Origin of the sequence: Rhizobium sp. PP-F2F-G48 (genome assembly GCF_004342335.1) — a bacterium.
In the GTDB taxonomy this organism is placed as follows: Bacteria; Pseudomonadota; Alphaproteobacteria; order Rhizobiales; family Rhizobiaceae; genus Ferranicluibacter.
This window is the reverse complement of sequence record NZ_SLVH01000010.1, coordinates 51,085-77,239: the sequence shown is the minus strand read 5'-3', so window position 1 is coordinate 77,239 and position 26,155 is coordinate 51,085. Positions and strand designations below refer to the sequence as shown.

The 26,155-nt window shown below is 58.7% G+C and carries 18 protein-coding genes; 10 read left to right on the top strand and 8 right to left on the bottom strand.

Annotation, left to right across the window (positions count from 1 at the left end; all coding sequences use genetic code 11):
- Positions 1–10: 10 nt before the first annotated feature.
- The 5 genes from C8J36_RS20015 to C8J36_RS19995 form a co-directional block, all read right to left on the bottom strand.
- Positions 11–5,119 carry an N-6 DNA methylase gene (locus C8J36_RS20015; protein WP_132537110.1) on the bottom strand — a complete coding sequence of 1,703 codons (5,109 nt, stop codon included), beginning with the start codon at positions 5,117–5,119 and terminating at the stop codon, positions 11–13.
- A 294-nt stretch (positions 5,120–5,413) separates the two neighbouring features.
- Positions 5,414–6,022 carry a DUF1419 domain-containing protein gene (locus C8J36_RS20010; protein WP_132537109.1) on the bottom strand — a complete coding sequence of 203 codons (609 nt, stop codon included), beginning with the start codon at positions 6,020–6,022 and terminating at the stop codon, positions 5,414–5,416.
- A 144-nt stretch (positions 6,023–6,166) separates the two neighbouring features.
- Entirely contained in the window at positions 6,167–7,147 is a 981-nt protein-coding gene (locus C8J36_RS20005) for a DUF3991 and toprim domain-containing protein (protein ID WP_132537108.1), read from the bottom strand.
- A gap of 212 nt (positions 7,148–7,359) precedes the next feature.
- Complete coding sequence (locus C8J36_RS20000; RefSeq protein WP_132537107.1) at positions 7,360–7,542, bottom strand: hypothetical protein; 183 nt, start codon at positions 7,540–7,542, stop codon at positions 7,360–7,362.
- A 48-nt stretch (positions 7,543–7,590) separates the two neighbouring features.
- A complete protein-coding gene (locus C8J36_RS19995; RefSeq protein ID WP_132537106.1) occupies positions 7,591–7,980 on the bottom strand; it encodes a hypothetical protein in 390 nt (129 codons plus the stop codon).
- 305 nt (positions 7,981–8,285) lie between these two features.
- On the opposite strand from C8J36_RS19995, the gene C8J36_RS19990 reads away from it, so the two are divergent.
- The 7 genes from C8J36_RS19990 to C8J36_RS19960 all read left to right on the top strand — a co-directional run bounded on the left by C8J36_RS19990 (position 8,286) and on the right by C8J36_RS19960 (position 19,435).
- On the top strand, positions 8,286–8,603 hold the full coding sequence (locus C8J36_RS19990; protein ID WP_132537105.1) for an XRE family transcriptional regulator: 318 nt from the start codon (positions 8,286–8,288) through the stop codon (positions 8,601–8,603).
- Positions 8,596–9,795, top strand: coding sequence for a cysteine desulfurase family protein (locus tag C8J36_RS19985; protein ID WP_132537104.1), 1,200 nt, complete (start codon positions 8,596–8,598; stop codon positions 9,793–9,795). Before C8J36_RS19990 ends, C8J36_RS19985 begins: the two co-directional genes overlap by 8 nt.
- Positions 9,788–10,741, top strand: coding sequence for a DUF4007 family protein (locus tag C8J36_RS19980; protein WP_207897570.1), 954 nt, complete (start codon positions 9,788–9,790; stop codon positions 10,739–10,741). Before C8J36_RS19985 ends, C8J36_RS19980 begins: the two co-directional genes overlap by 8 nt.
- Positions 10,734–14,210 (top strand): hypothetical protein, encoded by a 3,477-nt coding sequence (locus tag C8J36_RS19975; RefSeq protein ID WP_132537103.1) that lies wholly within the window; start codon positions 10,734–10,736, stop codon positions 14,208–14,210. Before C8J36_RS19980 ends, C8J36_RS19975 begins: the two co-directional genes overlap by 8 nt.
- The gene (locus C8J36_RS19970) at positions 14,207–15,058 is read left to right on the top strand and encodes a phosphoadenosine phosphosulfate reductase family protein (protein ID WP_132537102.1); all 852 of its coding nucleotides are present in this window, start codon (positions 14,207–14,209) and stop codon (positions 15,056–15,058) included. The genes C8J36_RS19975 and C8J36_RS19970 overlap by 4 nt, the downstream gene beginning before the upstream one ends.
- A gap of 70 nt (positions 15,059–15,128) precedes the next feature.
- Positions 15,129–17,531, top strand: a complete 2,403-nt coding sequence (locus tag C8J36_RS19965) for a sensor histidine kinase (protein WP_132537101.1) — start codon at positions 15,129–15,131, stop codon at positions 17,529–17,531.
- On the top strand, positions 17,528–19,435 hold the full coding sequence (locus C8J36_RS19960) for a hypothetical protein (RefSeq protein WP_132537100.1): 1,908 nt from the start codon (positions 17,528–17,530) through the stop codon (positions 19,433–19,435). Before C8J36_RS19965 ends, C8J36_RS19960 begins: the two co-directional genes overlap by 4 nt.
- A gap of 112 nt (positions 19,436–19,547) precedes the next feature.
- On the opposite strand, the gene C8J36_RS19955 is transcribed toward C8J36_RS19960, so the two are convergent.
- Complete coding sequence (locus C8J36_RS19955; RefSeq protein ID WP_245506659.1) at positions 19,548–19,676, bottom strand: helix-turn-helix domain-containing protein; 129 nt, start codon at positions 19,674–19,676, stop codon at positions 19,548–19,550.
- A gap of 303 nt (positions 19,677–19,979) precedes the next feature.
- On the opposite strand from C8J36_RS19955, the gene C8J36_RS19950 reads away from it, so the two are divergent.
- Positions 19,980–20,708 carry a hypothetical protein gene (locus C8J36_RS19950; RefSeq protein WP_132537099.1) on the top strand — a complete coding sequence of 243 codons (729 nt, stop codon included), beginning with the start codon at positions 19,980–19,982 and terminating at the stop codon, positions 20,706–20,708.
- Between the two features lie 143 nt (positions 20,709–20,851).
- On the opposite strand, the gene C8J36_RS19945 is transcribed toward C8J36_RS19950, so the two are convergent.
- Positions 20,852–22,177: an HlyD family type I secretion periplasmic adaptor subunit gene (locus C8J36_RS19945; protein ID WP_132537098.1), complete on the bottom strand. Its 1,326-nt coding sequence runs from the start codon at positions 22,175–22,177 to the stop codon at positions 20,852–20,854.
- 270 nt (positions 22,178–22,447) lie between these two features.
- Here C8J36_RS19945 and istA point away from each other — a divergent pair, with 270 nt between their 5' ends.
- Both istA and istB read left to right on the top strand, forming a co-directional pair.
- Positions 22,448–23,707: an IS21 family transposase gene (gene istA, locus C8J36_RS19940; protein WP_132537219.1), complete on the top strand. Its 1,260-nt coding sequence runs from the start codon at positions 22,448–22,450 to the stop codon at positions 23,705–23,707.
- On the top strand, positions 23,704–24,585 hold the full coding sequence (gene istB, locus C8J36_RS19935; protein ID WP_110802908.1) for an IS21-like element ISRel3 family helper ATPase IstB: 882 nt from the start codon (positions 23,704–23,706) through the stop codon (positions 24,583–24,585). Before istA ends, istB begins: the two co-directional genes overlap by 4 nt.
- 10 nt (positions 24,586–24,595) lie before the next feature.
- On the opposite strand, the gene C8J36_RS19930 is transcribed toward istB, so the two are convergent.
- On the bottom strand, positions 24,596–26,119 hold the full coding sequence (locus C8J36_RS19930; RefSeq protein WP_132537218.1) for a peptidase domain-containing ABC transporter: 1,524 nt from the start codon (positions 26,117–26,119) through the stop codon (positions 24,596–24,598).
- Positions 26,120–26,155 lie beyond the last annotated feature (36 nt).

Below are 26,155 nucleotides of genomic sequence, written 5' to 3'. Positions count from 1 at the left end.
TACTTACGGCCTATGCCGCAAGTGCTGTTCCATCGGCCGACCCATCGACATAGGTGGCTAGCGACGCCTCGATCTCGACCAGTTGCTCCCGCTTCATGTTCAGTTCCGCGACATAGGCAAAGACCTCCCCGACGCGAGTCCGGTAGGACGACAGCCGGCGTTCGGCGTCACCCAGCCGGGATCGATGGCCCTCACGTTCGCCCTCGAAGTTCGAGACGGCATGCTCCAGCCGCGAGATCGCGCCGAGCGGCGTGATCGTCATGTCGAGACCGACCTCTTGATCGACGCCGGTGCGCCGCAGCACCGTCTCGTAGCGATAGCCGTAGCGCCCTAACCGCTCGCCGGAGAAGACGAGATCGAAGCCGCCGATCGAGGCGATGACGCTCTGGTTCTCCACCTGAAGCTGGACGAGCGTCAGGATCTCCTTCATCAGCGCCCGTCCGGCAAGCTTGCGCTCGGTATAGCGCTTACCCAAGACGATCATCGCAAAAGCATCGCCCGCGGTCGGAACCAGCCGTTCGAGATCCTCGCCGATCTCGGCGATGCGCCGGGTGGCGTGTTCGATGTCGCGTTCCGCATCGCGGATCTGGCGGCGGATGGCGAACTGGTCGTCGTCATGGGCCGCGCGTAGCCTATCGAGGCGGGCGATCTCGGCCTCCAGTCCGGCCTTTCGCATCAGCCGCTCGTCGCCCGACGCAATGGCCTTGGCCATGGCGAACTGGCTCGCCTGCCCCTCGCCCATGTCCTCCAGCCGCCGGATCGACGTATCGCCGGACAGGGCCGCCGCGATGAAGCGCGCCTTGCGCTCGTTGTTCTGCCACATCTGTGCATCCATCGATCCGAGCGTCGCATAGGCGAAGATGTCGATTTCCTCATGCTGGTTGCCCTGGCGGATGATGCGACCCTCGCGCTGCTCGATCTGCGAGGGCAGCCACGGTACGTCGAGATGATGCAGCGCCTTCAGCCGGAGCTGCGCGTTGACGCCGGTGCCCATGGTCTCGGACGAGCCGATCAGGATGCGCACCCTGCCCGCGCGCACGTCACCGAACAGCCGTTGTTTGGCTTCGGATTTCTTGAAGTCCTGCATGAACGCGATTTCGGAAGGTGGGATGCCGAGCCGGACGAGTTCGTCACGGATCCAGCGATAGGCCGAGAAGCCCCGGCTCTTCTCGACGCCGAGCGTGCCGAGATCGGAAAAGATCATCTGCGCAGCACCGGGCAGGTCGTAAGGCTTGCCGTCTGCTCGGAGATAGACGTTGTCTGCCGTTTCCCTCCAGATGCGCAAGGTGTTGGCGACCAGCAGATTCAGCTTGTTGTCCGGCTCGTTGTCCTCGTCAGGATCGACCAGACGGAGGTCGATGGCCGCATGGCGTCCGTCGGTGATGACGGACAGCAGGATGTCGTCGCCGGGCTGTGGCGGACCGTTGCGCTGTTCGATCTCCGTGATCCGGGCATCGAGCAGGCGTTGGTAGGCCCTGAACGCATGCGTCGCCTCCGCGGTGACGATCCGGCGACTGCCGGTCGAAACCGCCGGCACCTTTACATACTGGCGCAGGTCCGCCGGCATCACCACGTCCGCGAAAGAGCGAAACATGGCGATCAGCTCGGGCACGTTGACGAACTGGCTGAAGCGGGTCACTGGCTTGTATTTACCGGACGGCTGCAACTCCAGTTCCGTCGCGGTATCCCCGAACGTGCTCGCCCAGGCGTCGAACTCGTGCAGGCCGCGTGCGGCCAGCGCCTGCCCGTCCATCAGCCGCTGCGCCGTGAACATCTCGCCGAGCGTGTTGGTGATTGGCGTGCCGGAGGCGAGCACCAGCGCCCGGCCGGGATTCTTCGTCTCCACGAACCGGGATTTGACGAACAGGTCCCAGGCGCGCTGCGAGCCGCCGGGATCGACGCCCTTCAGCGTCGACATGTTGGTGGCGAAGGAGAGCTTGCGGAACTCCTGCGCCTCGTCGACGATGATCTGGTCGACGCCGATCTCGCCGATGGTCAGAAGATCGTCCTTGCGGGTGGCGAGATCGGTGAGCCGTTCCTTCAAGCCCTCCTTCAGACGTTCGAGACGCTTGCGCGAGACGCGATCCTCGCCGTCGACCTTCGCCATCAGGCTCTCGTAGAGCTCCAGCTCGTCCTGGATCATCTGCTGTTCGAAGGCGGAGGGAACGGCGATGAAGCGGAAGGCCGAATGGGTGATGACGATCGCGTCAAAGGTGGCGGTCGCGGCCCGGCTGAGGAACCGCGCTCGCTTGTCTTTCGTGAAGTTCGTCTCGTCGGCGACGAGGATGCGGGCGTTCGGATAGAGCGCCAGAAACTCGCGGGCTGCCTGCGCCAGGCAATGGCCGGGCACGACCAACATCGCCTTGGCGATCAGGCCAAGCCGACGCTGTTCCATGATGGCGGCCGCCATCGTCATCGTCTTTCCCGCGCCAACGGCATGCGCCAGATAGGTCGAGCCCGCCGAGACGATCCGCCAGATGCCGCGCTTCTGATGCCCGTAGAGCTGGAAGCCGCCGCTGGAGCCGGGCAGCTGCAGATGCGAGCCGTCGAACGCCCGCGGGGCGATGTTGTTGAAGCGGTCGTTATAGATCCGGGCGAGCCGGTCGGTGCGGTCGGGATCGGACCAGACCCAGGACTGGAATGCCGTCTTGATCTTCGAGAGCTTCTCCTTCGCCGCCTCCGTGTCGACGACGTTCAGCACGCGCTTCTCGCTGTCGCCGTCCTTCACCACGTCGAAGATCTGCGGCACGGACGAGTTCAGCGCGTCTGAGAGAAGCTGACCGGCATGGCGGCGGTCGGTGCCCCATTCCGACGTGCCGGCGGCGCTGTATCCGAGCTGCCGCGCATCGACCGTCCAGGACGCAAGCTGCGGCATGTGATGGATGCGGATCTCCGCCCCCATTGTCTCGGCGACGAAGGTGACGATGTCGGCGGCCGGTATCCACGGCGCACCGAGGCGGGCGGTAATGTCGGAGGGCCGGAGGTCCGCAGGCTGCACGGCCTGGAGCGCCACCACGTTGCGCGCGAAGTCCGGATCGAGCGCCGCGGCCGCTTCCGCCGCCTTCAGCTTGTCGCGGACGGGGCCCGAGAGATAGGCGTCGGCCGTCTGCCAGGACCCGTCGGACGGATCGTGGTAGATGGCGGTTCCGAGGTCCGCGACGACGTCTTCGACGGGCCGATGCAGCAGTTCGGCGATATGGTCGGGATCGACATGGCCGCGTTCGTTCAGCACCACGGCGAGTGCGTCGGCGGCCGAGGCGATAACCGGCGGCGCGGGCGGCACGATCACCCGATCGGTGAAGATCGGTCCGGGCTTTGCCGTGTTCGTCTCGAGGTCGTACTCCTCGATCGAGGCGACCAGCCAGCAGTCGGGATCGTCGCGGAAGGGGATGAGGTTCGGCTGGCGGTGCGTCTCGCGCACCTCGCCGGTCTCCGCGTCCTCGCTGTTCGACACCACCGTTAGGTTGATCGGGCCGAAGCTGCGCACGAATGCGCTCCAGGCGATGCGAAGCCGGACCTGCGCGTCGCGCCATGGCCGGTCCAGTTCCTGCGCCTTCAACACCTGGCGCACGGCGTCGCGGATCGGAATCAGCTTCTGGACGATCCGGACATGCTTCTCCGGCAGGCCGTCGCCGCTTCGGCCGCGGCGCGTGGGAACCGCGACGGGAATGCCCTCGACGATCTGCATCAGGCCGTGCCTGACATCGACGAGATAGCTGCCCTCGCGGATCGTCGCGCCTTCGGCGACCGTGCCTATGCGGACGGGCTCGGTAACGTCGGTGTCGTCTTCGGCATCGACGGACTCAGGCTTGCCGTCGTAAAGGGCTTCCGGAAGAGAGAGGATGGCGGCGTCGAGGGCGGTTGCCAGATCGGCGTCCGGTCGGGGCTGGCAGGTGTAGGCCTCTCCGAAGGGACCCGACGTCAGCGCGTGGTTGCCAAGCACGAAATCCGGATGCCGCGCAAACCAGCGATTCACACGGATCGCACCCTCCTCGCCGGTCGCGGCGCGGACCTCGTCGATGTCGAGCCATGTCTGATCGCCCTCGGGCTCACCGGCCTGGCGTTTGCGGAAGAACAGGATATCGACCACGACGTCCGTGCCGGCGTCGCGCCGGAAGCTGCCTTCGGGCAGACGGATCGCCGCGATCAGGTCGGCGAACCTCGCGATATGCTCGCGCGCTGTCGTATCCGCCTTGTCCATGGTGCCGCTCGATGTGACGAAGGCGGCAAGCCCGCCGGGCTTCAGCCGGTCGATCGCCTTAACGATGAAGTAGTCGTGCAGCCGGAGGCCGAGCGTGCGGAACGCCGGATCGCTGCGGACCGCTCGGTCGGAGAAGGGCGGGTTGCCGATGGCGAGATCGAACGTCGCCGGCAGGTCGATGCGGGTGAAGTCGGCGGCAAGGATGCGGGCACGGGGCTGGAGAAGCCGGGCGATCCGCGCTGTCACCGGATCGAGCTCGACACCGGTGACCTGGCTGACCGATCGTAGCTCTTTTGGCATCAGCGCCGGGAACAGGCCCGTGCCGATCCCCGGCTCCAGCACCCGCCCTCCCCGCCATCCCAGCCGCTGGAGCCCCGCCCAGATCGCGCGTACGATGAACTCCGGCGTGAAGTGGGCATACTGGGTGCAACGGGCGAGTGAGGCGTAGTCCGCAGCCGAAACCGTAGTCTCCAGTTCCGAACCGATCTCCTCCCAGCCCTTGGCGAAACCATCCTCGCCGGGGCGGCGGAAGATGCGGGTCGCAAGCTCCGAGGCACCGAAGCCCGTGAAGCGGATGAGCTTCTCCTGCTCCGCTCGGGTGGCCGGACGCACCGCGCCCTCGATCTTGGCGGCAAGCCGGATAGCGGCCAGCGCATCGCGAGCCCGCGCCTTCCAGGAGCGGGCAAGGCCACGGACGCAGTCGAGGTGGAAGTTCTCGCCGCGCTGCCGTGAGACGGCAACCGTCGCAGTTCGGCTTGCCGAAGGCGTGCCCGCCGCCGCCGGAGAAGCGGGCGGTGGGTCGTCATCATCGCGTGCTGGATCCGGACCCGGCGCGAAGGCCGTGACGCCGAGATCGAGACCGGAGGACAGGGACGAACTGCCGAAGAGGTCGAGCGTGAAGGGATCGTCGTGCAACATGGAATATCTCCTTGAGAAGAGGGCGCGCCGCCGCATTCCGCCGGGGAGACCGGCAGGCGACGGGCGCTGGAGGATGGAAGGTTAGTTTGGTCGAGCGGGCGTTCAGTCGGTCCCGGCCATGGTCAACCGGTGGACGCCGCGAGCGTTTCCAGCCGAGCATGGGTGTCCGGGCCATCCGCCGCGATGTCAGCCATATTGGCCGGACTTTCGGCGTCGTGCATGAGCGGCGTCATCGCCGTCAGAGGGATGACTGGAGAACGACGGTCGGGTGAACATCCACCATGTCGTCGTCCCTTACGCCGCAACGGCGTCGGGCAGATGCCGGAACTGCACCGGCAGCTTGGCGGCAATCTCGGTCTCGGTCAGATCGTCGAGACGCTTCACAAACGTGCCCTCGCGGCCGCCATACAGCAGCACGGTGCGTGTCCCGCGCAGGGCTTCCGGCCAGCGCACACCGGCATAGCCGCGATAATCCTCGTGCGTGGCGCTCCAGATGTGCTCGAGGCGTTCCTCGCGCGTCATCGCCCTAACCGGCCACGTCTCGCGCTCGACGATGGCGGCCTTCATGCGATCCGGCGAGGCTCTGTCGGAGAGATCGCAATAGCCGTGCAACCAGCGGATGCGTCCGTCGATCGAAAGCGTGAAGAAGACACTGGTGACGTTACCGACCAGGAACTCGCGCATCGCGAACATGTCGCCGCGCATCCAGAGCGGGGGCAGGATCTCGAACATATGGTCGTGTTCGACCTCGCCGATCTCGAACCATTCGCCGGCGTGCAGCGCGCCCGAGTGACGGCCTGTCGTATCCGGGTCCTGTGCATGGCGGTCGAACAGACGGTACATCTCATGGCGGGTCGCAACGCCATGGAAGACCTTGATGGAATGGAAAGACGGGCTTTGCATCGGGGGCGGCTCCTTCGGCCTGTCCGGGCTGCAAGCGCCAAGCGATCCACCTGACCGCTCATCCCTCTTCAGCCCTTCCGGACCCCTCCCCGCGGCCGCCATTCCGTCCGGTCGGGTCAAGGGCCGGCGCAGCCGGGCGAAGCTTCACCCTTGACGCGGCCGGCGGGCATGCGGCAGCCGGGTTTCCCCTCCCCTTCTTCCCCGTCCCTCCTCTCGTCTTTTCCGCTCTTCGATCCCTTTCGTCTTCAGCACCGCATTCCAGTCCTCGCCCGACGGGCGCAACCGCTGCCAGCCGCAATCCGCCCCTTCCGCTATGTCCCGGCAGTGGGCGGCGAAGGCCTCGCCCTGGCTGTTGGCGTCGGTCGCCGCGACGAGCAAGGCACCCGGCCGCGCGACGAGCACGCGAATGGCCGCATCGGTCGCCGGCGACCAGCCGCCGCCTGTGCTGAGATAGAGCGTGCCTTCCCGCAGGCCCTCGATCGCGGCAAGGCTCATGGCGTCGATCGCCGCTTCCGTGACACAGAAGCGTTCGGCATCGGGGGAACCGAGCCGGAACAGCGTCTTGGCGCCGCCGCTGGCAAAGCCCCGCCAGTCAGGACCGCGCTCCTCCCAGCCGGTCACAGTCCCACCCTCGTCGGTATGCGCCGCCCACATGGAACCCTTGGGACCTTCGCGAAGGACGTCCTGGCTGAGCGCGGCGCGGATGATCGCATCCGGGAGAAACCGTACCTCCGAGAGGTAGCGCCAGGTCGCTGAACCGGGCCACGGCTTGCGGCGCGTCGTCCAGCGGTCAGCAACACCGGCCTCCGGATCGCTCGTGCGGGACTGGCGCTTCCAGGCCGGCTCGCTCGCGACGAAGCCAACCAGATCGGCGATCCGCGTCACGGCCTCCGCGAAGTCCACGCGATCGAGGTGCATGACCAGCGAGAACAGGTCGCCCTTGGCGTCGGAGAGCGGGTCGAACCAGCCGCGTCCTTCATGGATGACGATGACGATCTCTGCGCCGCGCCGGTGCTTGACCGCACGCCGGGTGCTTTCCTTCACGTCGATGGCAAAGCCGGCCTTCTCCAGTACGGCGGCGCAGGCCACCCGGCCGCGCAAATCCTCGATATCCCTTTTTTCCATGTCCGCTTCCCGGTGCTCTTCAAGCCCGGTCCCCTTTCTTTCCAGCCTATCCTTTCCGCGGAATTGCGGAAACCACCTCTCCCCGCCCCGGCGAGCGGACGGGGGCAAGGGCGCGGGTAGGCAAGGCGGGCGGGAACCGCCCGGCCCGCGGCGAAGCCTCCCTTGCGGCCGTGCGGACGCCGACGGCACGCGCCCGGAAGGGCGAACCCGGCTCAATGAGCCGGGCCGAATTCGAAAGGATCGTACTCGACGAGCGTTTCGACATCGGCGCTGTCGAGCTCGTCGCTCGGCAGGACGGCGAATTCGCCGTCGATCCGAAAGAGCGTGACCGGGACCATGAGGATGCGGGAAAGTGCGAAAGCGTGGGACTGTGCGAGGGAAAAATCGTGCGACATCTGAGGGCTCCACCTTGGAGCGAGGCCGATCCCCGCTCGATGGCTCCGTCAGTGTCCTTGCCCGGCCGCGATCACCGCGACGGCGAAGCCGGGAGCGGCCGCACGCTTGCGTAGCGGACCCCGAAGCGGGTTGATCGTGGAAGGCCGGGAAAGGACCAGGAAAGCCATCCACAAAGAGCGGGGTCGGACTTGCTTGCGAGGTGGCAATACGCCCGGTACGCCTTTTCCGGGTGGGGTCCTTCGGCTAAAGCCATCGAGCCGCGAGTTAGTCATGGTTTCGTCGGCAAAGGCCGGACCGCGCATCGGTTTGGGAACATAGGCGATGATGTCGGCTTTCTCGCAGGATCCGATGTCCTCGATCTTGAACTCGCTAGCGTGTGCTGCCTGTCTGCGGGCACCTTGGAAATCTTCCTCGCCACGCTGAAAGAGATCGCCCACATCGCCCGATCGCTTACTGTCCGAGAGTCCGCCATTCGGAGCATTCGCACAGCAAGGCGTAGTGACCAGCCATTGGATCGAGCAAATCCATCGTGCTGTTGGGTAGTTGTTCGTGCCCCCATGCAGCGCGCAGGCCAGAAAGAGCTTCGAAATGATCGAGGTGCAGTCTTAGCCATTTGCCAAATTCGTTTGGACGTTCGTTCAGAATTCGGTTCACAACTTCCGCGTCGTAGTGGTTAGCCCTATCGCTATGGTTTTTTTACCATAAGGTGGCATTGTATCGAATCAGATCATACGGGTGACGCGTGACGGATAGTCAAGATATCAACTTTGGCAAGCCGCCCTTCAATCCTGTCGTAGCATCCGGGAGGGTGCTCCGATCAACGCTGGCTGCAGCGTTGGCCGACACGCTGTCCTCCCGTAAACTCAGTCAAAGCGACGCGGCACGGATATGCGCGACGGATCAACCCACCCTTTCAAAAGTATTGAAGGGACGTCATGTGGGTGTAACCGCCGACAAATTATTTTACTGGCTTGCAGCTCTTGGTTGCGACATTGAAGTCCACGTAAACAAAGCGCACGCCCTGAAATCAGGAGAGGTGCGGGCGGTGATTCATGACTAGAGCCGGTTTCTCTCTTGCGAAGGTGTCATCGCCCGCCGCAAATGAGGCGATTTATCTTGATCATCATGCGACTACGCCAGTCGACACGCGGGTGGCTAATATCGTGTTCGATATGATGGTTTCAAGTTTCGGCAACGCCAACAGCGTCGACCACGTCTTTGGCGAGACCGCCGCCGCGATCGTGGCCGATGCAAAGGGCCGTGTTGCCGAGCTTGTCGGCTCAGAGCCTGACAACGTGTTTTTCACATCCGGCTCAACAGAGGCCATCCGGCTCGCAATCTCCCATGCGATCGGCCCAACACGCGCTTCACCGTTGCGCATCGCTCTCACACGCGTCGAACACCAGGCCCTGATCGACACCGCCCGTCTTGCCGAACGGCTTGGCCTTGCCGTTGTCACCTGGATCGACGTCGATGATCGTGCAAGACTTGTTTCTGAAAGCCTTCACGCCGCCTTGGAAAGTGGCACCGATCTCGTCTGTGTTATGGCAGCCAACAATGAGGTTGGGACAATCTATCCTCTCGGAGAGATCGTGCCTCTCGTCCACAGACACGATGCCGCGATTTTGGTCGATGCGACTCAAGCCGCAGGACGTATAGCCTTTGATGCCTTCGGCGCCGATATCGACTACCTCATTCTGAGTGGACATAAGATATACGGCCCAAAAGGGATCGGAGCGCTGGTTTCCGGTGTCTACGAAGCCAGCCGGGTTTACGGGCTAGGTGCCACGCATGATGCTACACCTAACGTTCCAGGTATTGCGGGGATGGGTGAAGCCTGCCGGATCATGCTCTCCGAAGGCGGGGACGAAACTCGCAGGATCGCACATATGCGCGATCGCCTGCAAACGAATCTGACCCGACAAATTCAAGATCTCGTTGTGAATGGCGACCAGGAAAACCGATTGGCGCACAACCTGCACATTTCAGTCCCGGATACGCCTAATGACCTGATCATCAGTCGCCTTCGGAAGAAAGTGGCAATTTCGACCGGAGCGGCATGCATGTCTGGCGCCCAAAGCTCTTCCCATGTTCTGCGTGCGATGAGCATGGAGGATGGTTTGCAGGAAGGCGCGCTGCGCATTGGGTTGGGACGATTTACATCTGAGACCGACATCGAAAACGCCGCCGCTGAAATCATCGAGGCCGTGCGCGATGTCCAAAATGCCATGGCAGGAAAAGAATATGAATGAAGCTGTAGCTTTTGCCCAGATGACAATCCCATTTCGCTTCTCGGGCCATGAATCCTTTGCATGCCGTTATGCGTGGCTTCCGAAGGCATACCGTGCCATCGCAGCTAATCCTTCGATTTTCTTCGATGAAGAGCTAGCCATGGTCGAACTTGGCATTGGCAAGAACATGGTGAGGTCGCTACGCTTCTGGGTGGACGTCATGGGCATCGCGTCGCCGGACGGATTGAAGCGCCATGAGTTGACGGAATTCGGGCATGCGGTGTTTGGCCCGGAAGGGTTTGATCCCTTTCTTGAGGATGAGCGAACACTCTGGCTGCTGCACTGGAATGTATCCTCAAGAACCAGCTCGGCATTGTTCGCGTGGCACTATATGGTCGGACAATGGCCATATCCCGAATTCACGCGGTCGGAAGCCCTCGAGGCGTTCAAACGCCAGTCGGCGAAACTCGGTCACAAGCACTCTGAAGTAACGCTCGCTCAGCATCTGGATGTCTTCATACACACCTACCATACAAACAAGAGCGGAAAAGTAGGGGTCGAGGATTCCCTGGACGGCCCACTAGTAGATCTCAACCTCCTCATTCCAACCGGCGAACGCAAGGGCGAAGCTGGTCGCTGGGAGACCGTTTATTCCTTCCGCCGAGAAGCGAAATCCGAAATAACCTCGCTCATGTTCGAGTATTGCGTGCTGGACTATTGGGATCGCGTCAGTCCGGACGAAAAAACACTGGTGTTGCGATCGGTCGCGTCCGCTCCCTGCTCGCCGGGTCAGGTGTTCAAGCTCACGGAGGAAGATGTTCGCAGCCGGCTTGAGGACATCTCGCAGGCGGGTATCCGCAGTTTCAGCTATCAGCCATCTGCTGTTCAGGGCCTGTTGACGCGCCAGACGGCGGGAACACGACCCACCCTTGCCGAGATCTATGAAGAGGACCTTCTCCATGCCTAAGGTGCGGCGGACAATATCCGAACTCCTGAACGTCCCAGCACGGTTTCTTCGCTCAGCGCAGCTGGAGAAGGATTTCCACGACTCCCGGGCGCTGGAAAATTACATTGTGACCCCTGCGATGGCGGCAGCCCTACTTCGGATCACCGATGGTCTGCGCGACGGATCGAGCCGCCGCGCATGGCGCGTCACCGGCGACTACGGCGTTGGAAAGTCATCGTTTGCTCTCGTGCTTGCCCATCTGCTCGCCCATTCTGTTGGTGACGATACCGCAAGGATTGCTGACTCGATCGGATGGACGGAGGAACAGTCAAGCCGGCTGGCCCTGTGGCCAATTTTGATCACTGGCAGCCGCGAGGGGATCGTCGACGCCATAGCTCGTGGTATCCGCGAGAACCTGGAATTCAAACGGGGGACGTCTAAACCCGCTGAGTGGAAGGCAGTCGACAAGGCGCTCGAGGCTTGCCAGAAATCCCCAACTGCTCGTTCTTTGGAGCGCCTGCTGGAAGCTCTTCGTGCGAAGGGTCTCGAAGATGGAAAGGGCATTGTCCTTATCGTTGATGAGCTTGGAAAACTTCTGGAATACGCGGCCCAAAACCCAGACCGACAAGATGTTTTCGCATTGCAACGGTTGGCGGAGCTCGCTTCCAGGAGCGATGATCAGCCATTCGTGCTGCTCGGGATTCTGCATCAAGGTTTTCAGGCATACGCGGAGCGCTTGCCAGCAGCCGTTCGCCACGAATGGGATAAGGTGGCGGGAAGATTCGAGGAGATTGTTTTCGACCAGCCTCTCGCCCATACGGCGGCACTTATAGCCGGGGCCCTTGGGAGCGCCACCAGTCTGTTTCCGTCGCGGATCATCACCGAGGCCAGGGAGGCCGCAAACGCAGCCGGCTCCATGGGTTGGTTGGGTGGCGCGACGAGCAGTATCGCAAACCTGGACGCGGGGCAGCTTTATCCACTCCACCCCACTCTCCTGCCGCCGCTCGTACGATTCTTCGCGCGGTTTGGGCAGCACGAGCGCTCGCTGTTCGGTTTCCTCCTGTCGTCGGAACCGTTTGGTCTTCAATCATTCGCCGAACAGACGGTCGCAGGCGACGGATGGTACGATCTTGCCGATTTCTATGACTATGTCCGCGCCTCGTTTGGGCACCGCCTCTCCGGAGCCAGCTATCAAAGCCATTGGCTCCGGATTGTCTCGACTATCGATGCAGCGGCTGAAATCGACGCATTGCAGATCAAAGTCCTCAAGGCAGTCGGCATCCTTAATCTCCTCGACTCTGACGATCTGGTCGCCAACGAGCGTTCGCTGAAAGCCTGCTTTTCGAGAGAAGACGCTTCTACGGTGACTGACGCACTGAAAAACTTGACGTCGCGCGGCCTGCTTTTCAAACGCGGTGAACGGGGTGGCTATCGCCTTTGGCCCAACTCGAGCGTCAATCTTCATGCCGCTTTGCAAAATGCTCGGCGCGCAGTCCTCGAGGTGGACAACGTTAGCGGACAGATCGGGCAGTTCCTGGATACCTCTCCTATCCTGGCCCGCCGGCATTATATTGAATCGGGAACCATGCGGTACTTCGAGGTCCGCCATGTTCAGGCCGACGCGGTCGAAAAGTCCGCTCTGAAAGCAACGAATGCAGACGGGGTCGTCCTGTTGGTTCTGGCCGATACCGATGATGATCGGCAGATTGCTCTAGATGCCCTTAAAGCCCAGTTTTCCAAGATGGAAAAGAATGTTGTCATTGGCATCCTCCAACCCTTGGCGAGCCTTGGACACGAGCTCGCTGAGGTGAAACGATGGCAATGGATCGAAGACAATACGCCGGAACTCGCACACGATGAATTTTCGGCGGCAGAAGTTTCGCGACAGTTAAACGAGGCTAAGCGAACGTTATCAGCGCATTATATTGAGATGTCAGGGCTGTCGCGGCATGGCGCCGGCAGGGTTAAGTGGTGGAACCGCGGCGAGATCGTCGAGATAGAAGGAACACTCTCCAATACCCTTTCTCAGCTATGCGACGGAATGTTTCCGCTCGCGCCTAAAATTGCCAACGAACTGATAAACCGGAATATGCTCAGCAGCGCAGCGGCATCTGCGCGCATGCGCTTGATTGAAGGAATATTCGGGGCCAGTGACAAGCCTTTGCTGGGCATAGAGGCAGAGAAAGCACCTCCTGAAAAATCAATGTATCTTTCCGTCCTACAGGCCGGCGGCATTCATGTCGAAAAGGACGGTCGTTACGAACTTGTAGAGCCGAACACCGACGAAGATCCCCTGAACCTGAAACCAGCAATGTCGAAGATCATTGGTCTGATCAGGGGCGGCAAAGGGCATCGCATTTCCGTGCCGTCAATTCTCTTGGAGCTGAAGAAAGATCCGTATGGCGTTCGAGACGGGCTAGCGCCTTTGCTCTTGGCCCTTGCTTTGAAGATCCACAGTCATGAACTCGCAGTCTATGACGAAGGCACGTTTCTCGCCCGTTTTGGGGCTCATGAATTTCTTCGGTTGTCGAAGGCAGCTGCTTCCTTTGAGATCCAGTATTGCAGCGTTGAAGGCGTGCGCTCCGAGGTCTTTGCCCGGCTCGCTGAAGCGTTTGCCAAGGGTATCCAAGAGCGTCGGCCTGTTCTCCTGGATGTCGTCCAGGAGCTATGCCAATTCGCCGCGAAACTACCAGAATACACCCGAAAATCACGAACCCTTTCTCCAATGGCGCTAGCTGTTCGGGAAGCCCTGATGACGGCGCGCGAGCCTGCAACCTTGCTGTTTCAGGATCTTCCAAAGGCATGTGGCCTGGAGCCGTTCGACGCTGATGGTGGTGGCGAGTACGCCGATGCCGAAAAATTCGTTATCGATCTGAACTCGGCCGTCAACGATCTGCAAGGTGCATACTCTGAGCTCCTGGAACGCATTATCCTTCGGGTGGCTGATGCCTCTGGGGTTGAAAGCGGTACATTTGATCGGGCTGCTCTGGCCTCTCGCGCTGCAAGGGTATCACTAGCAGCGCGCGAACCGAAGTTGCGTGCATTCGCTTTGCGGTTACGGGATCCCGGACTGTCCGATGATGGTTGGGCAGAGGCTCTCGCAAGTTTTGTCGTTGCTCGTCCACCAAGTCGCTGGATGCCCGGAGATGAGGTGCGTTTCGGAGAAGAGATCGGTGCTCTGGCTGAATTATTCGCAAAAGTGGAAGCCGCAGCATTCAGTGGGATTGATGATCGGCCGGCTTTCGATGCGATCCGGCTCAATTTAACGCGGGGTGATGGAGAAGATCTCGTCCGCGTGCTTCAGGACGTCAAACTTTCGCCGAAAGACGAGGCCTCACTCGAGGCACTTGCTGCAGATCTACCCCAAGGAGATGCAAAACGCATCAAGTTCCTCACTAACCTGCTATGGCGTGAGTTGGAGAAGACCCAACCCAGCGTAGCCACAGCAACATTAGACGGTCGGGCACCAGTAGGTAAACTTAAAAAATGAAGCTTTATGATTCCGACATCGCATCGACGTTCGGGGGCAAGACGCCTCGACATATCCTCAGCCTGAGCGGTGGCAAGGATAGTGCCGCTCTGGCGATCTACCTTCGGGATCGTGTGCCGGAAATCGAGTACATCTTTCACGATACCGATAAGGAACTCCCCGAGACATACGACTATATCGCTAGGCTTGAAGCGATTCTCGGCAAGCCAATTGTGCGCACAACCCCGGTTGATAGCTTCGATCACTGGCTTGCAGTCTATCGCGGAATGCTGCCTTCAAATCATCGCCGATGGTGCACGAAGATGCTGAAGCTTAAGCCGTTCGAAGCATATGTCGGCGACGGCCCGGTTATCAATTATGTCGGGCTGCGAGCTGACGAAAACCGCACTGGCTACATCAGCACGAAATCAAATATCTTGGCTGTCTATCCTTTTCAGGATGACGGCCTGGTTCGCGCTGACATCATTCAAATCTTGGAAGATTCAGGTTTAGGTCTTCCGCCTTATATGGATTGGGGCAGGTCAAGATCCGGATGCTATTTCTGCTTCTACCAGCAGAAAATCGAATGGGTACGCCTTCTCGAAACCCATCCTGAGCTGTTTTCGCTCGCGATGGAGTATGAGGAGAAGTCGGTTCAGTTCGGTGATCAGTTCTATTGGTCCCAAAGTGAATCGCTGCGAGAGTTGGCTCTCCCCGAACGAGTAGGCAAGATCAAGTCAGACTGGGAAGTTTCCCAAGCACGAAAACGATCAAAGCGGAAAAACCGGTCTCTTGTCGAGACCTTGGGCGGCCTTGAGGCGGAAGATGACAGCCACTTGCGTGACGGCTGCCTAGTGTGCTCAATTTAATACCTAAACGTGTGGATATTGAATTTTCTTTAATCCTTAACGGGTACTTGGAATTGTTGGGGAATTTCAATTGACCGGTTTTAAAGTAACTGCACGAACCATTTTTCATCTCGGAGCTGATTTGATCAGCTCCGACGCCGTTGCACTCTACGAACTTGTCAAAAATGCCTTTGACGCGGGTTCACAATCCGTGTCAATCGACATCCGCCAAACGCTTCCCATCGAAACAGTTAACCCGGTTATCGATCAGATAGCCACTGCGCTGGAATCTCGCCTTTCCGCAAAAGAACTGGCGTCGGAATTCGAGCGTTGCAAGAATCTTGCATTGGCGTCTCTGGCCCGCGTTGATGACCTCGAATTGAAACAATCGCTCAGAGCATCCCTGACGCTTGAGCGCCTGTTGCACGCCTATGAGGGTGTCAACTACATCGCGGTCACCGATTCCGGCCATGGAATGTCTGAGGAAAAGCTCAAGGACAATTTTCTCACGATCGGGACAATGTCGCGCAAGAATCCGCTGGAAGCACAACGGGCCGGCACTCAGGCATTGGGGGATCGGCCGATTCTTGGAGAGAAAGGCGTGGGACGGTTGTCGACAATGCGCCTTGGATCCAGGCTGCGCGTTGAGTCTTTTGAAACCGGCGACCGGCACGTCAATATTCTGGAGATCGACTGGTCTTTGTTCAATCGGAACCCCGAAGTCCGATTGGAGTCGATCCCGTTTGCGCCAAAAAAGGGTGGGCCGAAAACCTCGGAAAAGGGCACCCGTCTTCTAGTAACCCAGCTGTCGACCGAATGGAATTTGAAGAAAATCGAAGACATCGCGCGTGAACAGTTCAGTCGACTAAACGACCCGTTCGCCGATCGTTCCAATTTCTTTATCAGTGTCAAATTTAATGGCGATGCGGTTCCAATCCCGCCTTTCCGAAAAATTCTTCTCGACAACGCCCACGCCGTTGTCACTGCCAGTTTCGGCCCGGACGATCCCGATGATCTTTTGAAAAACGGGCAAATCAAACGCGGCGCCCCGCTTCGCCTGAGGGGCAGTATCGACTATCGAATGCGTCACCGTTCCCTCCCGATCGACATGAGCGGTACGCATCTGCGGACAACGGCGAATGCGAGCGACGAACTTCTGGCGGCCTTGGGACCGTTTACCCTCAAGCTTTATTGGTTCAATCGTCAGGCACTTGAGAAAATCGACACCATCGGCGAGATCCGGCAGGTGCAAAAGCTCGTCAACCAGTGGAGCGGCGGCGTGATGGTTTATCGCGACGGCTTCAGAGTCGGTAGCTATGGCCAAGGCGCGGACGATTGGTTGGATCTTGATCGTAAGGCGCTCGCCTCCGGGGGATACAAGGTTAATCGAGCCCAGATCATCGCTCGACTATCGATTTCATCCGTCGCAAACCCACATCTGGTTGACCAGACGAACCGTGAGGGTCTTCGAGATTCGCCGGAAAAGGCGGCTCTGGTAAACCTTTTGAAGCATATCATCGAAAGTATTTTCCGGCCGTTTTTGAATGCGGTCGAGAATGAAATTCTCGCGCGTGAGCCCGTCGATCTCAGCAGCGTCTCTGACAGGGTTTTGCGGCAGCGCCGAACAATCGCGACCACGCTTCGGCTTCTTTACCAACGCTACCCGCAAGTGAAGTCGGATCCGGATATCGGCGGACGTATCGACGATGCGATGAACGAGATCGGCGAGCTCATGCGCGGGCTGGAAGCCATGGGTGAATCTTACGAAAGGGGTCGAATGGAAATGACAGTGCTGGCCGGAATCGGTCTGTCTGTCGCTTCCATCGCGCACGAACTGCGACAGGCAACGACGAATGCCCTGGAGATCGTGGATAAATTACGTAAACGCCGAGCCCCGACCGATGTCGCCACTGCGCTTGCCCCTCTTGGCGCGCAGCTGAAAACGCTCCAGACTCGATTACGCGTGCTGGATCCGCTGGTGTCTTCGGGTCGGCAGGTCAAGTCAGAAATTGATCTGAGCGAATGGGTGGCCAATGTCGTCCAGTCCGCGATGCCTGTCTTTGAGCGCGACAACATTGTCCTTCAGTTGAGTTTTGCGAACAGGAGCCGTGACCAGAAATTCGTCGAGAAAGTCGTACCCGGAATGGTCGTCCAGGTGATTGGAAATCTCCTTGATAATGCCCGATACTGGGTCAACCGCAGACGTCTGGAAGAACCGAGACTGGCCCCGAAAGTCATGGTCGAGGTCGACGTTCCCAAGCGGGAAATCAGAATCAGTGACAATGGTCCAGGCATCGAGCCCGCCATGCGCGACAATATTTTCCATGCCTTTGTCACGACAAAACCAGTTGGAGACGGTTTGGGGCTTGGCCTGTTCATCGCGCGTGAGATCGCAGGTTACAGTTCCGCATCCCTCGTTCTTCTGCCGGAGGCCGACGTCCCAGAAGGCATGGAAACAACATTTGCACTTCGATTTGGAGTCAGCCTGAAATGATAAGCGCGCAATCCGTCCGAGATATTTTCGACCAGAACGGCATAAAGCATGTAGCGATTATCGACGATGTATTCGACCCGCCGGGAGAAAACCTGTCTGCGGCAGAAGAAGAAAATCTGTACAATTCGATCGTTGCTCTGCCCGATCTTATGGGAGACCTCAACGCCGTCGGCGTCTCAATCAACGAACCGACTGATCTTACATCTCTTGCGATCGCAAAAATCAAACAGCTTGCGGCCACAGGGCATGGCTCAGGCGAGACTATATGGGCGGAGATTGAAGCAATTTCCGACGGCCGCCGCGTCAAACTGGATAAACTTGCGGCTCTGCTTAAAAAGGAGTTGAAGGTCTCAGTCAAAAAAATCAGTGCTGCGAAAGCCAAAAAGAAAGGCGTCGTCGTCCCCGAGCACAGCAACGTCATTTTTCTCGATTACGAGCTTGAGGCAGGCAAGGGCGGCGGAGATCTGTCTTCCAGTTTTGTGAAGCGCATCTATCAGCAATTCAAGGGAAAGGACGCTGTCCCGCTCCTGATCCTGATGTCATCGATCGACCTGCAAGAGGCTGAGGTAGCCAAATTTCAAAAGCAGTCCGATTTTCTGAGCGGAATGTTCTATTTTGTGCCGAAGGACGATCTCTATGAGGTCGAAAAACTCCATTATCGGCTGGCAGCGTTTGCTCAAGCATTGCCAACCGGACAAGTGCTCCAAAAATTCGTCGAGTGTCTGGACTCGAGTCTGCAGGACGTCCGAACGTCCGTGTTCAATGATATTCGTTCGTTGAGCATCGCAGACTATGCATTTTTGCAGACGATGCGTCTGCATGAAGATGGGCAGCCGATGGGTGAGTATCTGATGTGGATGATCAGCGCCCACCTTGTGAAAGAACTTGGCGGGATGACGGCGATGAAGACCGTCGAAAAGGCCGTGAGCAAGCTCAGTTTCGAGCATTTACCACCAACGCAGGCAAAACCTTCTGCCAGTCTGGGCGCGCTCTACTCTAGCGCCGTTTTAAGACCAATTGGCGATTTGCCGGACAAAGATCTCGAGCCCGAGAACTATGTGCAGTTCGGCGACCTTTTTCGAAAGGGCACGTCCAAGAACGTGTGGGTTTGCATTACGCCGCCGTGCGATCTGGCGTTTGGCGCAACCCGTACGATTCCCTCGTCCCGCAGTATTCTGTTCCTGCCGGGAAAGCTGATGCCTATAGACAAACAGCTGAAAGCTTTTGAGCAGCGGCAGCCCCGAACCGAACTCGTCCTTCTGAACAAGGAGATGAGCCGCATCGTTTGGGATACTAAGAGCGTGCTCCAGATAGAGTGGGGCAAACTCCAGGAAACTCTCAGCGCAATGAAAATGAAGCGCGTCGCGCGTGTTAACACGCCTTTCGCGCTGGAAATTCAGCGCAGCTTTGCGACCGATCTGACTCGGATTGGCATGCCTGTGCCACCGCCTATCTATAATCCGGTCCAGGTCCAGCTTTCCTGTTTTGATGAGACCGACAACGAACGAGTGTTGACGACAGTTGAGACCTCCGGAGCCCATTTGACGGGCAGTGATAGGGGAGAAAAGCTAGTCCTGGGTGCTGAGTTCATGGCTGGGTTGCCAAAAATGCTCGCTGACGCTTCAGCAATTCTCGATGCCAAACATACCGCACGCGTTGCCAAAGCGGCGCAGTTGGGCCCAGGCGCGATAACAAATGCCCTGCAGGCCAAGGAGAAGGTAGCGCTCGCGAGACAAAACGCGTCGACAATGAATGGAATACGCGGACCCTTCAAGTTGCCGATGAATGGCGAACAACTAGTTGTTCTGGACAATCTTATTCTGGTCCACGATGAGAGCGAGGTCCCTTTTCTGAGCGACTGGATTCCCCTCAAGATAAAAGTCGTTCGCGACAAAGCGGAGTGAACCAGCGCCATCTGCAAATACAAGTTGGTGTTCTAACTGCTCAGCTGTCTTGAGCCCCTATAATTAGGAAACGTCCCGAAAAATAGGAAGGGTGCCGCTTAGTTGTATTCAATCACACCACTCCCCATGCCCGAAACCTCCCCCTGCCCGTCATTTCCCGCAAGGGCAACTGCGCCGCGAGGTGGCGCGCCCCTTGCGGGGTGATACCGAGTTCCCGTGCGATGAGGTTCGCAGAAACCACCGGCTTTGCAAGGGGTTTGAGTAGCAGCGGAACAGAAAACCTACGTACGCTTGTTTTGGCCAAGGGTTATCTGTTGATAGATTTCTGCACGGGTTTATGTGAATTTTTCGGGGTCACGACTATCGTTCGGGATCGTCTCGCACATTTCACATCAAACCGGGGTTTGTTGCGATTGTATTGAATTGGTGACTGGGCAAAACCGACATGACAATGACATTGATCAGTATCCAGATATGCCTCCTCGTCCTTTTGCTAAACTCATCCGTCCGGGCACAGGCCGAAACCCTTTTCAGAAGTTCAATCGTGTCGAACGATCTGGATTTTATCCAAGAGACCGATCCTGAGGAGCAGTCATGCACGACGTATAAAGGCCGGTTCCGCGCGGAAATGCCGGATAAACGACATGAAACGCTTTTGGTCGATAACGTAGATGTTCTTCAGATTGCCTTCAATGACGAGACATCGCTGGCGGTTTGGGTGCATCCTGATTTCGGCGGCTGGAAAAGAGCCCAGGGGACGCTTGTTGCCCTGGAAAGCGCTCTTGCCAAGCTGCCTCTCTTCATGCGCTCTCGCCTTGACCATGTCGTTCTGCATAGTGGGAACGAGACTGCTTTCGCAGAAGATGCCGGGCGTTTTTTCGTCCTGTACTCCGAAAATATCGATGAAAGAATTTCAACACACGATCTCGAAGAGACGGTTTTCCATGAAGCGGTCCATGCATCAATGGATATTCCAGTCGCGTCCTCCACCGAGTGGCAAGACGCGCAAAAGGCAGACGGCACATACGTATCTGATTACGCGAAAGAGCATCCAGTGCGAGAGGACTTGGCCGAGACAGCCATTTTTGCGTGGACACTGCTTAAGCACCCGGGGCGTTTGCCCCAGGATCTAGAAATCGGCTTGAAACGGCTTATTCCGAACCGACTACGGGTTTTGAATTCTGTGTTCGCCGACTATCAGCGCTCTCATCACACCAAGAAGTCTTTTGATTTTCCATCCTGTCAATCAGAGGAACTGATATTGCCGCCTTAATGGTCCTGCGGGCGCGCCCTTGTGTTCCAACTGGGCTGCAATGCAAAAGTGCTGGAACCGTCACTCCTTAGAGTGTCATTTCGCCCCCAGCCGAAACCGACCCAATTACTCCCGTGTCCGTTTAACCACCAAGACGGCCCCGTTTACCGCTCGCCAAAGCTGTCCTGAAGCGCTTTTACGATTGGTTCGAAAAAATAGCTGATGAGCCGCCGTTCACCGGTAACGACGTCGATCGTGGCGGTCATACCGGGCACGAATTTCATATGCCGTCCAGTAAGATTAATACCAGTCTGCTCAAGCCGCAACCGCACAGCATATACCCATTTTCCAGTGTCGACATTATCGCGTGCGTCGGCGCCAACATTTGTCACCCGCCCGCGCACGATTCCAAAGCGCTCTGCGGGAAAGGCGTCGAATTTGACGAAGGCCTTCTGACTCACTTCGAGGAAGCCGACGTCACGGTTGTCGAAAAAGGCTTCAATCTCGATATCATCTCCAGAGGGAACGATCGACATAAGAGTCGATCCGGCTTCAACAAAACCGCCTACGGTAAAAACCGATAGCCCCTCCACGCGCCCGCTGACCGGCGCTTTGAGTGACAGGCCTTCGAGTTGACTATTGGCAGCGTTCAATTCCGCCTTCAGGCTCTGAAGGGTAATATCGGCTTCATTCAACTGCTTTCTGTAAGTGGAGAGCGCCATCGAAATTACGCTTGCTCGCTGACTGGCAAGCACCTTGACTTCAGCGGCAAGCCCATCCAGTTCGTGCTGAGCGACCAGCCCCTCGCCTTCGACGGCCTTGAGCTCCCTCAGTCGCTCAAGATAATCAAACTCACTAAGCGTCCCGCCCTTCCGCAATCGCTGAGTAGATTGGAACTTCGCTCCAATTATTTCCTGATCGGCGCGGATTTTATCAAGTCTGGCTCTTTGAGTTGCCTGATTTTCCTTGACACGATTGAGTTGCGCACCGGCCTCCTCGACCTGATCGCGCAACGCCGAAAGGACGGCGACAATGAGAGCCTCTGCTTCACGAGCTTGAGGCCTGTTTTCAGAGTGCTCCCGTCGAAAAACGGCCTTACCAGCTTCGACAAAGCCAGGGCTGGTGGGGTCATCATTAGCGAGTGGCTCGACAATCGATCGGGCAACCGCGGCGTCTTGGCGCTGGCGTTCCCTGTTTGCTTCGATACGTTTGATTTGGCTCTCGACCGCCGCGGTGTCGATGGTTACCAGCAGATCACCGGCCCTGACGAATTGGCCTTCCGTGACCAAAATCTTAGTGACCTTGCCATCCAACAACGGCTGTACGGCCTGAACGCGCCCGGAAGGAATAACTTTGCCTTGCCCGCGCGCAACGATTTCGGTCGTAGCGACATAACTACCGGCCGTGGTCACAAGGACAATGAAAACAAGCAACCATGCGGTCAAGCGAATGGTTGGCGAGGCCGGAGGCCCTATCTGATCTTTACTCATACGCTTTTCAGTTCCGTTTGAACCTCAGCGTGAAGCGTCCCCCCGGCCAGAGCGATGACCCGTACCCCCTCACCGAGCAGATTCGGATTGTGCGTGATGACGACAAGGGTCTTTTCCAACGCCAAATGTCAGTACCGGAGCAATACTCCCCAATAGTGCCGTTTGAATCTTCCCCAGGTGCTGCGGCCGCCGGTCTTCCGGGGCGCGCCCCGGAAGACCGGCGGCGCGTCATCGCCGATACTCCTTCCGATGGTCGGAAGGGGGATTTTGGTGATCAAGCTGAGGGAGACAATCATGATCCTGGATCTGCATCAGCAGGGCCTGACGGTATCGGCCATTTCCAGAGAAACGGGCATCGATCGCAAGACGGTGCGCAAATACATTGAGCGAGGCCTTGAGGCTCCGGCCTATGGTCCCAGGAAGGCGCGGGCAACGGTGATCGATCCGTTTGCTTCTTACCTGCGGGAGCGGGTGAAGACCTATCCGGGCCTAACCGGCAGTCGGCTGCTACGAGAGCTCAAGGAGCGAGGCTATACGGGCGGTTACACGGCTGTAACGGATTTTCTTCGCGATGTGCGACCCGCTGCACACCAGGGATACGAGGTTCGTTTCGAGACGCCACCAGGCGAACAGGCCCAGGTCGATTTCGCCCAGTTCCACGTCGTCTTCACCGACGAACCGATGACGCCGAGGATCGTTTGGCTGTTCTCAATGGTGCTGGGTCACAGCCGCCTCATCTGGGCGCGCTTCGTCATGCATCAGAACCTGCCAACCGTCCTGCGCTGCCACATCGCTGCTTTCGAGGCCCTTGGCGGCGTTCCAAGGGAGGTGCTCTACGACCGGATGAAGACTGCCGTCATCGGCGAAGGGCAGACGGAAGGTATCATCTACAATCGCGCACTCATCGACCTGGCACGCCACTACGGCTTCCACCCGAAGGCGTGCAAACCTTATCGTGCAAAGACCAAGGGCAAAGTCGAGCGACCGTTCCGGTACATCCGCGAGGACTTCTTCCTGGCCCGCTCGTTTCGCAATCTCGACGACCTGAACGCCCAGCTCCGGCACTGGCTGGACACCGTCGCCAATCCAAGGAAGCACGCGACGACCCAGCGTGTCGTCAACGAGGCCTTCGCCGAGGAGCGGCCGCACCTGCGACCGTTACCGCTGGCACCGTTCAAATCCGTTCTGAAGCTGGAGCGCCGCGTGTCACGGGAGGGCATGGTCAGCGTCGGTGGCAATACCTACAGTGTTCCGGATGCCACGCGAAGCCGAATGGTTGAGGTCCATTCCCTCGCCGACGAGGTCCGCATCTTCGAGAACGGCATGCTGATCGCAACTCACCCGGTCCTGGAGGGCCGTAAACAGCGCCGGGTTCATCCGGATCATCGGCGACCCATTCAGCCGCAACATGGGCCGGGGAGACGGCAGGATACTCATCTCTTCAAACCCGCCGGCGACACCGTGCTGCAGCGATCGCTTGCCTTCTACGATGCCGTCGGCAAGGTCCTCGCACAGGAGAACCGACCATGAGCGCCACCCTCGACCCCATTCCGTCGATGATCGACCGTATCCGTCATGATCTCGTTGGCCTGAAGATGCCGCGCGCATTGGAAGCTCTCGACCATGTCGTGCGCCGCCTCGAGCATGGTGAGCTATCGGCCCTTGAGGCCATCGATATCCTCCTGTCGGAGGAACTGACCCTGCGCGAGAACAGCCGCATCAAGACCGCGCTGCGCATGGGCAGACTTGCAACGATCAAGACGCTCGCAGGCTTCGACTTCACCTTCCAGCCTTCGCTGGACCGGGATCGCATTTTTACCCTGGCCCAGCTCGGGTTCGTCGACCGTCACGAAGCGGTTCATTTCCTCGGCCCACCGGGAACGGGGAAGAGCCATCTTGCCACGGCGCTCGGCGTCGAAGCCGTCAAGGCCGGAAAGAGCGTGTATTTCACGACGCTCGCCGATCTGATCGGTTCGCTTGCCCGTTCAGAACGGGAAGGCAAGCTGCAGGAACGCATTCGCTTCTTCTGCAGGCCGAGCTTGCTCATCGTCGATGAGATTGGCTATTTGCCGGTCGTCCAGGGCGGCGGCAATCTGTTCTTCCAGCTCGTTAACGCACGCTATGAACGCAGCGCAATGATCCTGACGTCAAACCGCGGTTTTGCAGAATGGGGTGATGTCTTCGGCGACCCTGTCGTCGCCACCGCACTGCTCGACAGACTGCTGCATCATGCCGTCGTCGTGCAGATCGAAGGATCCAGCTACCGGTTGAGGCAGCATGCCGAACTTATGCCGGAGCATGTTCGCTCCAAAGCCCTCATCGCTCCCCCAGCTTTCGCCCCACCACAAAAGCCGCGCGGGCGGCCGCCGAAAAATCCTCAATTCGCCATGTCGTCGACGTCGGCATAACTGGGGAATTTTACTTCGGCACTTCTGGGGAAAATTCACGCGGCATTGACACCAAACGCTTCAGCGTCTTGACAATCTGGTCTGTTGCGTGCGCATCGAGTGCGCTCGTCGGTTCGTCCAGAATGAGTGCTTGTGGATCGCTTAGCAGAGCCCGAGCCAAGGCAATGCGCTGGCGCTGACCGCCGGAAAGTTGGCTGCCCCGCTCGCCAACCTCCGTATGGATGCCCTCAGCCAGTTGCGCGATGACCCGGTCACTCGCGCTGTCGGTGAGAGCGCTACTGATTTCGCTCTGTGTGGCCTCCGGTTTCGCCAGCAACAGATTGTCGAGGATCGATCCGGAAAAAAGCACTGGTTCCTGTGGTAGATAAGCGATCGCCCGCCTTACACTGTGGGGGTTGCAATCCGCCAGATCCTGGCCATTCGCTTCCACGCGGCCTTTCTCCGGTTCGTAGAGGCCGCTCATCAGTTTGGCCAGTGTAGATTTGCCGCAACCGGAATCACCGATGATCAGTGTCGGAACGGCAGGATCGATGTCAATGCAGAGGTCGCTAATGACCGCCTCATCGGGAACGTAACTAAACGACACGTTCTTGAGACTTAGCGACAAGCGTCCGTCAATCCGCAATGCGGGCTTCGCGACATCGGTTTCGGTCGGAAAGTTCAGAAAGTCCCCCAGCCGCAACCGGGCAACCTTCAATCCTTGCCATTGCTCCCAGACCGTCGACAATGAAATGATCGGTCCTGAAACTTTCTCGGCCAGAAGGTGAAAGGCAATCATTTCGCCAAGCGTGATCTCGTTGCGGAACACCGCTTGCGAGCCGAGGAAGATGATCAGGATGACCGAGCCGTTGCCCAGAAGATTGCCGAGAAACTCGTTTATGATGTTGAGCTTCGTGACGCGGAAACCCGCAACAAGGCTTGCGTTTAGCGTTTCGTGAAATCGCCCGACCTGCCGTTCCTCGCAGGCTAACGCCTTCACCGTCACGACGTTCCCGAAGGCCTCCACCATCCGCGATTGATGGTGTGAGCCGGTAAAAAACGATACCTGCATACGACGGCGCAGAAATGGTCCGACAACGCCGAAAGCCATAATCTGCAACGGCAGCATGATCAACACGATCATCGTCAGGGAGGGACTTATAGCTAGAAGCGCGCCGATGTAGACCGCCGCGAACAGAACATCGAGCAACACTCCGGAAATAGTTCCTGTTAAGAACCCTCTGATCGTATCCGTATCTCCGATGCGCGCCAGCGTCTCGCCGACCGGCCATCGCTGCAAGAATTGAAGTGGAAGATTGAGCACATGGCGGAATGTCCGGCGCGCAAGTTCCGCGATCAGCCGGTTAGCGGTGTGGTTCTCAAGATAAGACGCGAGCGCGTCGAGGCCGGCCGAGAAGAGCGTAGTCAGTGCCAGAACAACAACGATAAGTACCAGTGTCGCCTCACGCTGGAAAGGCAGCACCCGGTCAATGATCGTTTGGAACACAAAAGGCTGCACCAATCCGAGAAGCCGAAGCACAATAGCTACCACCATAATCTCGGCAATGAGGGGCGTATATTTGAGAGTTGA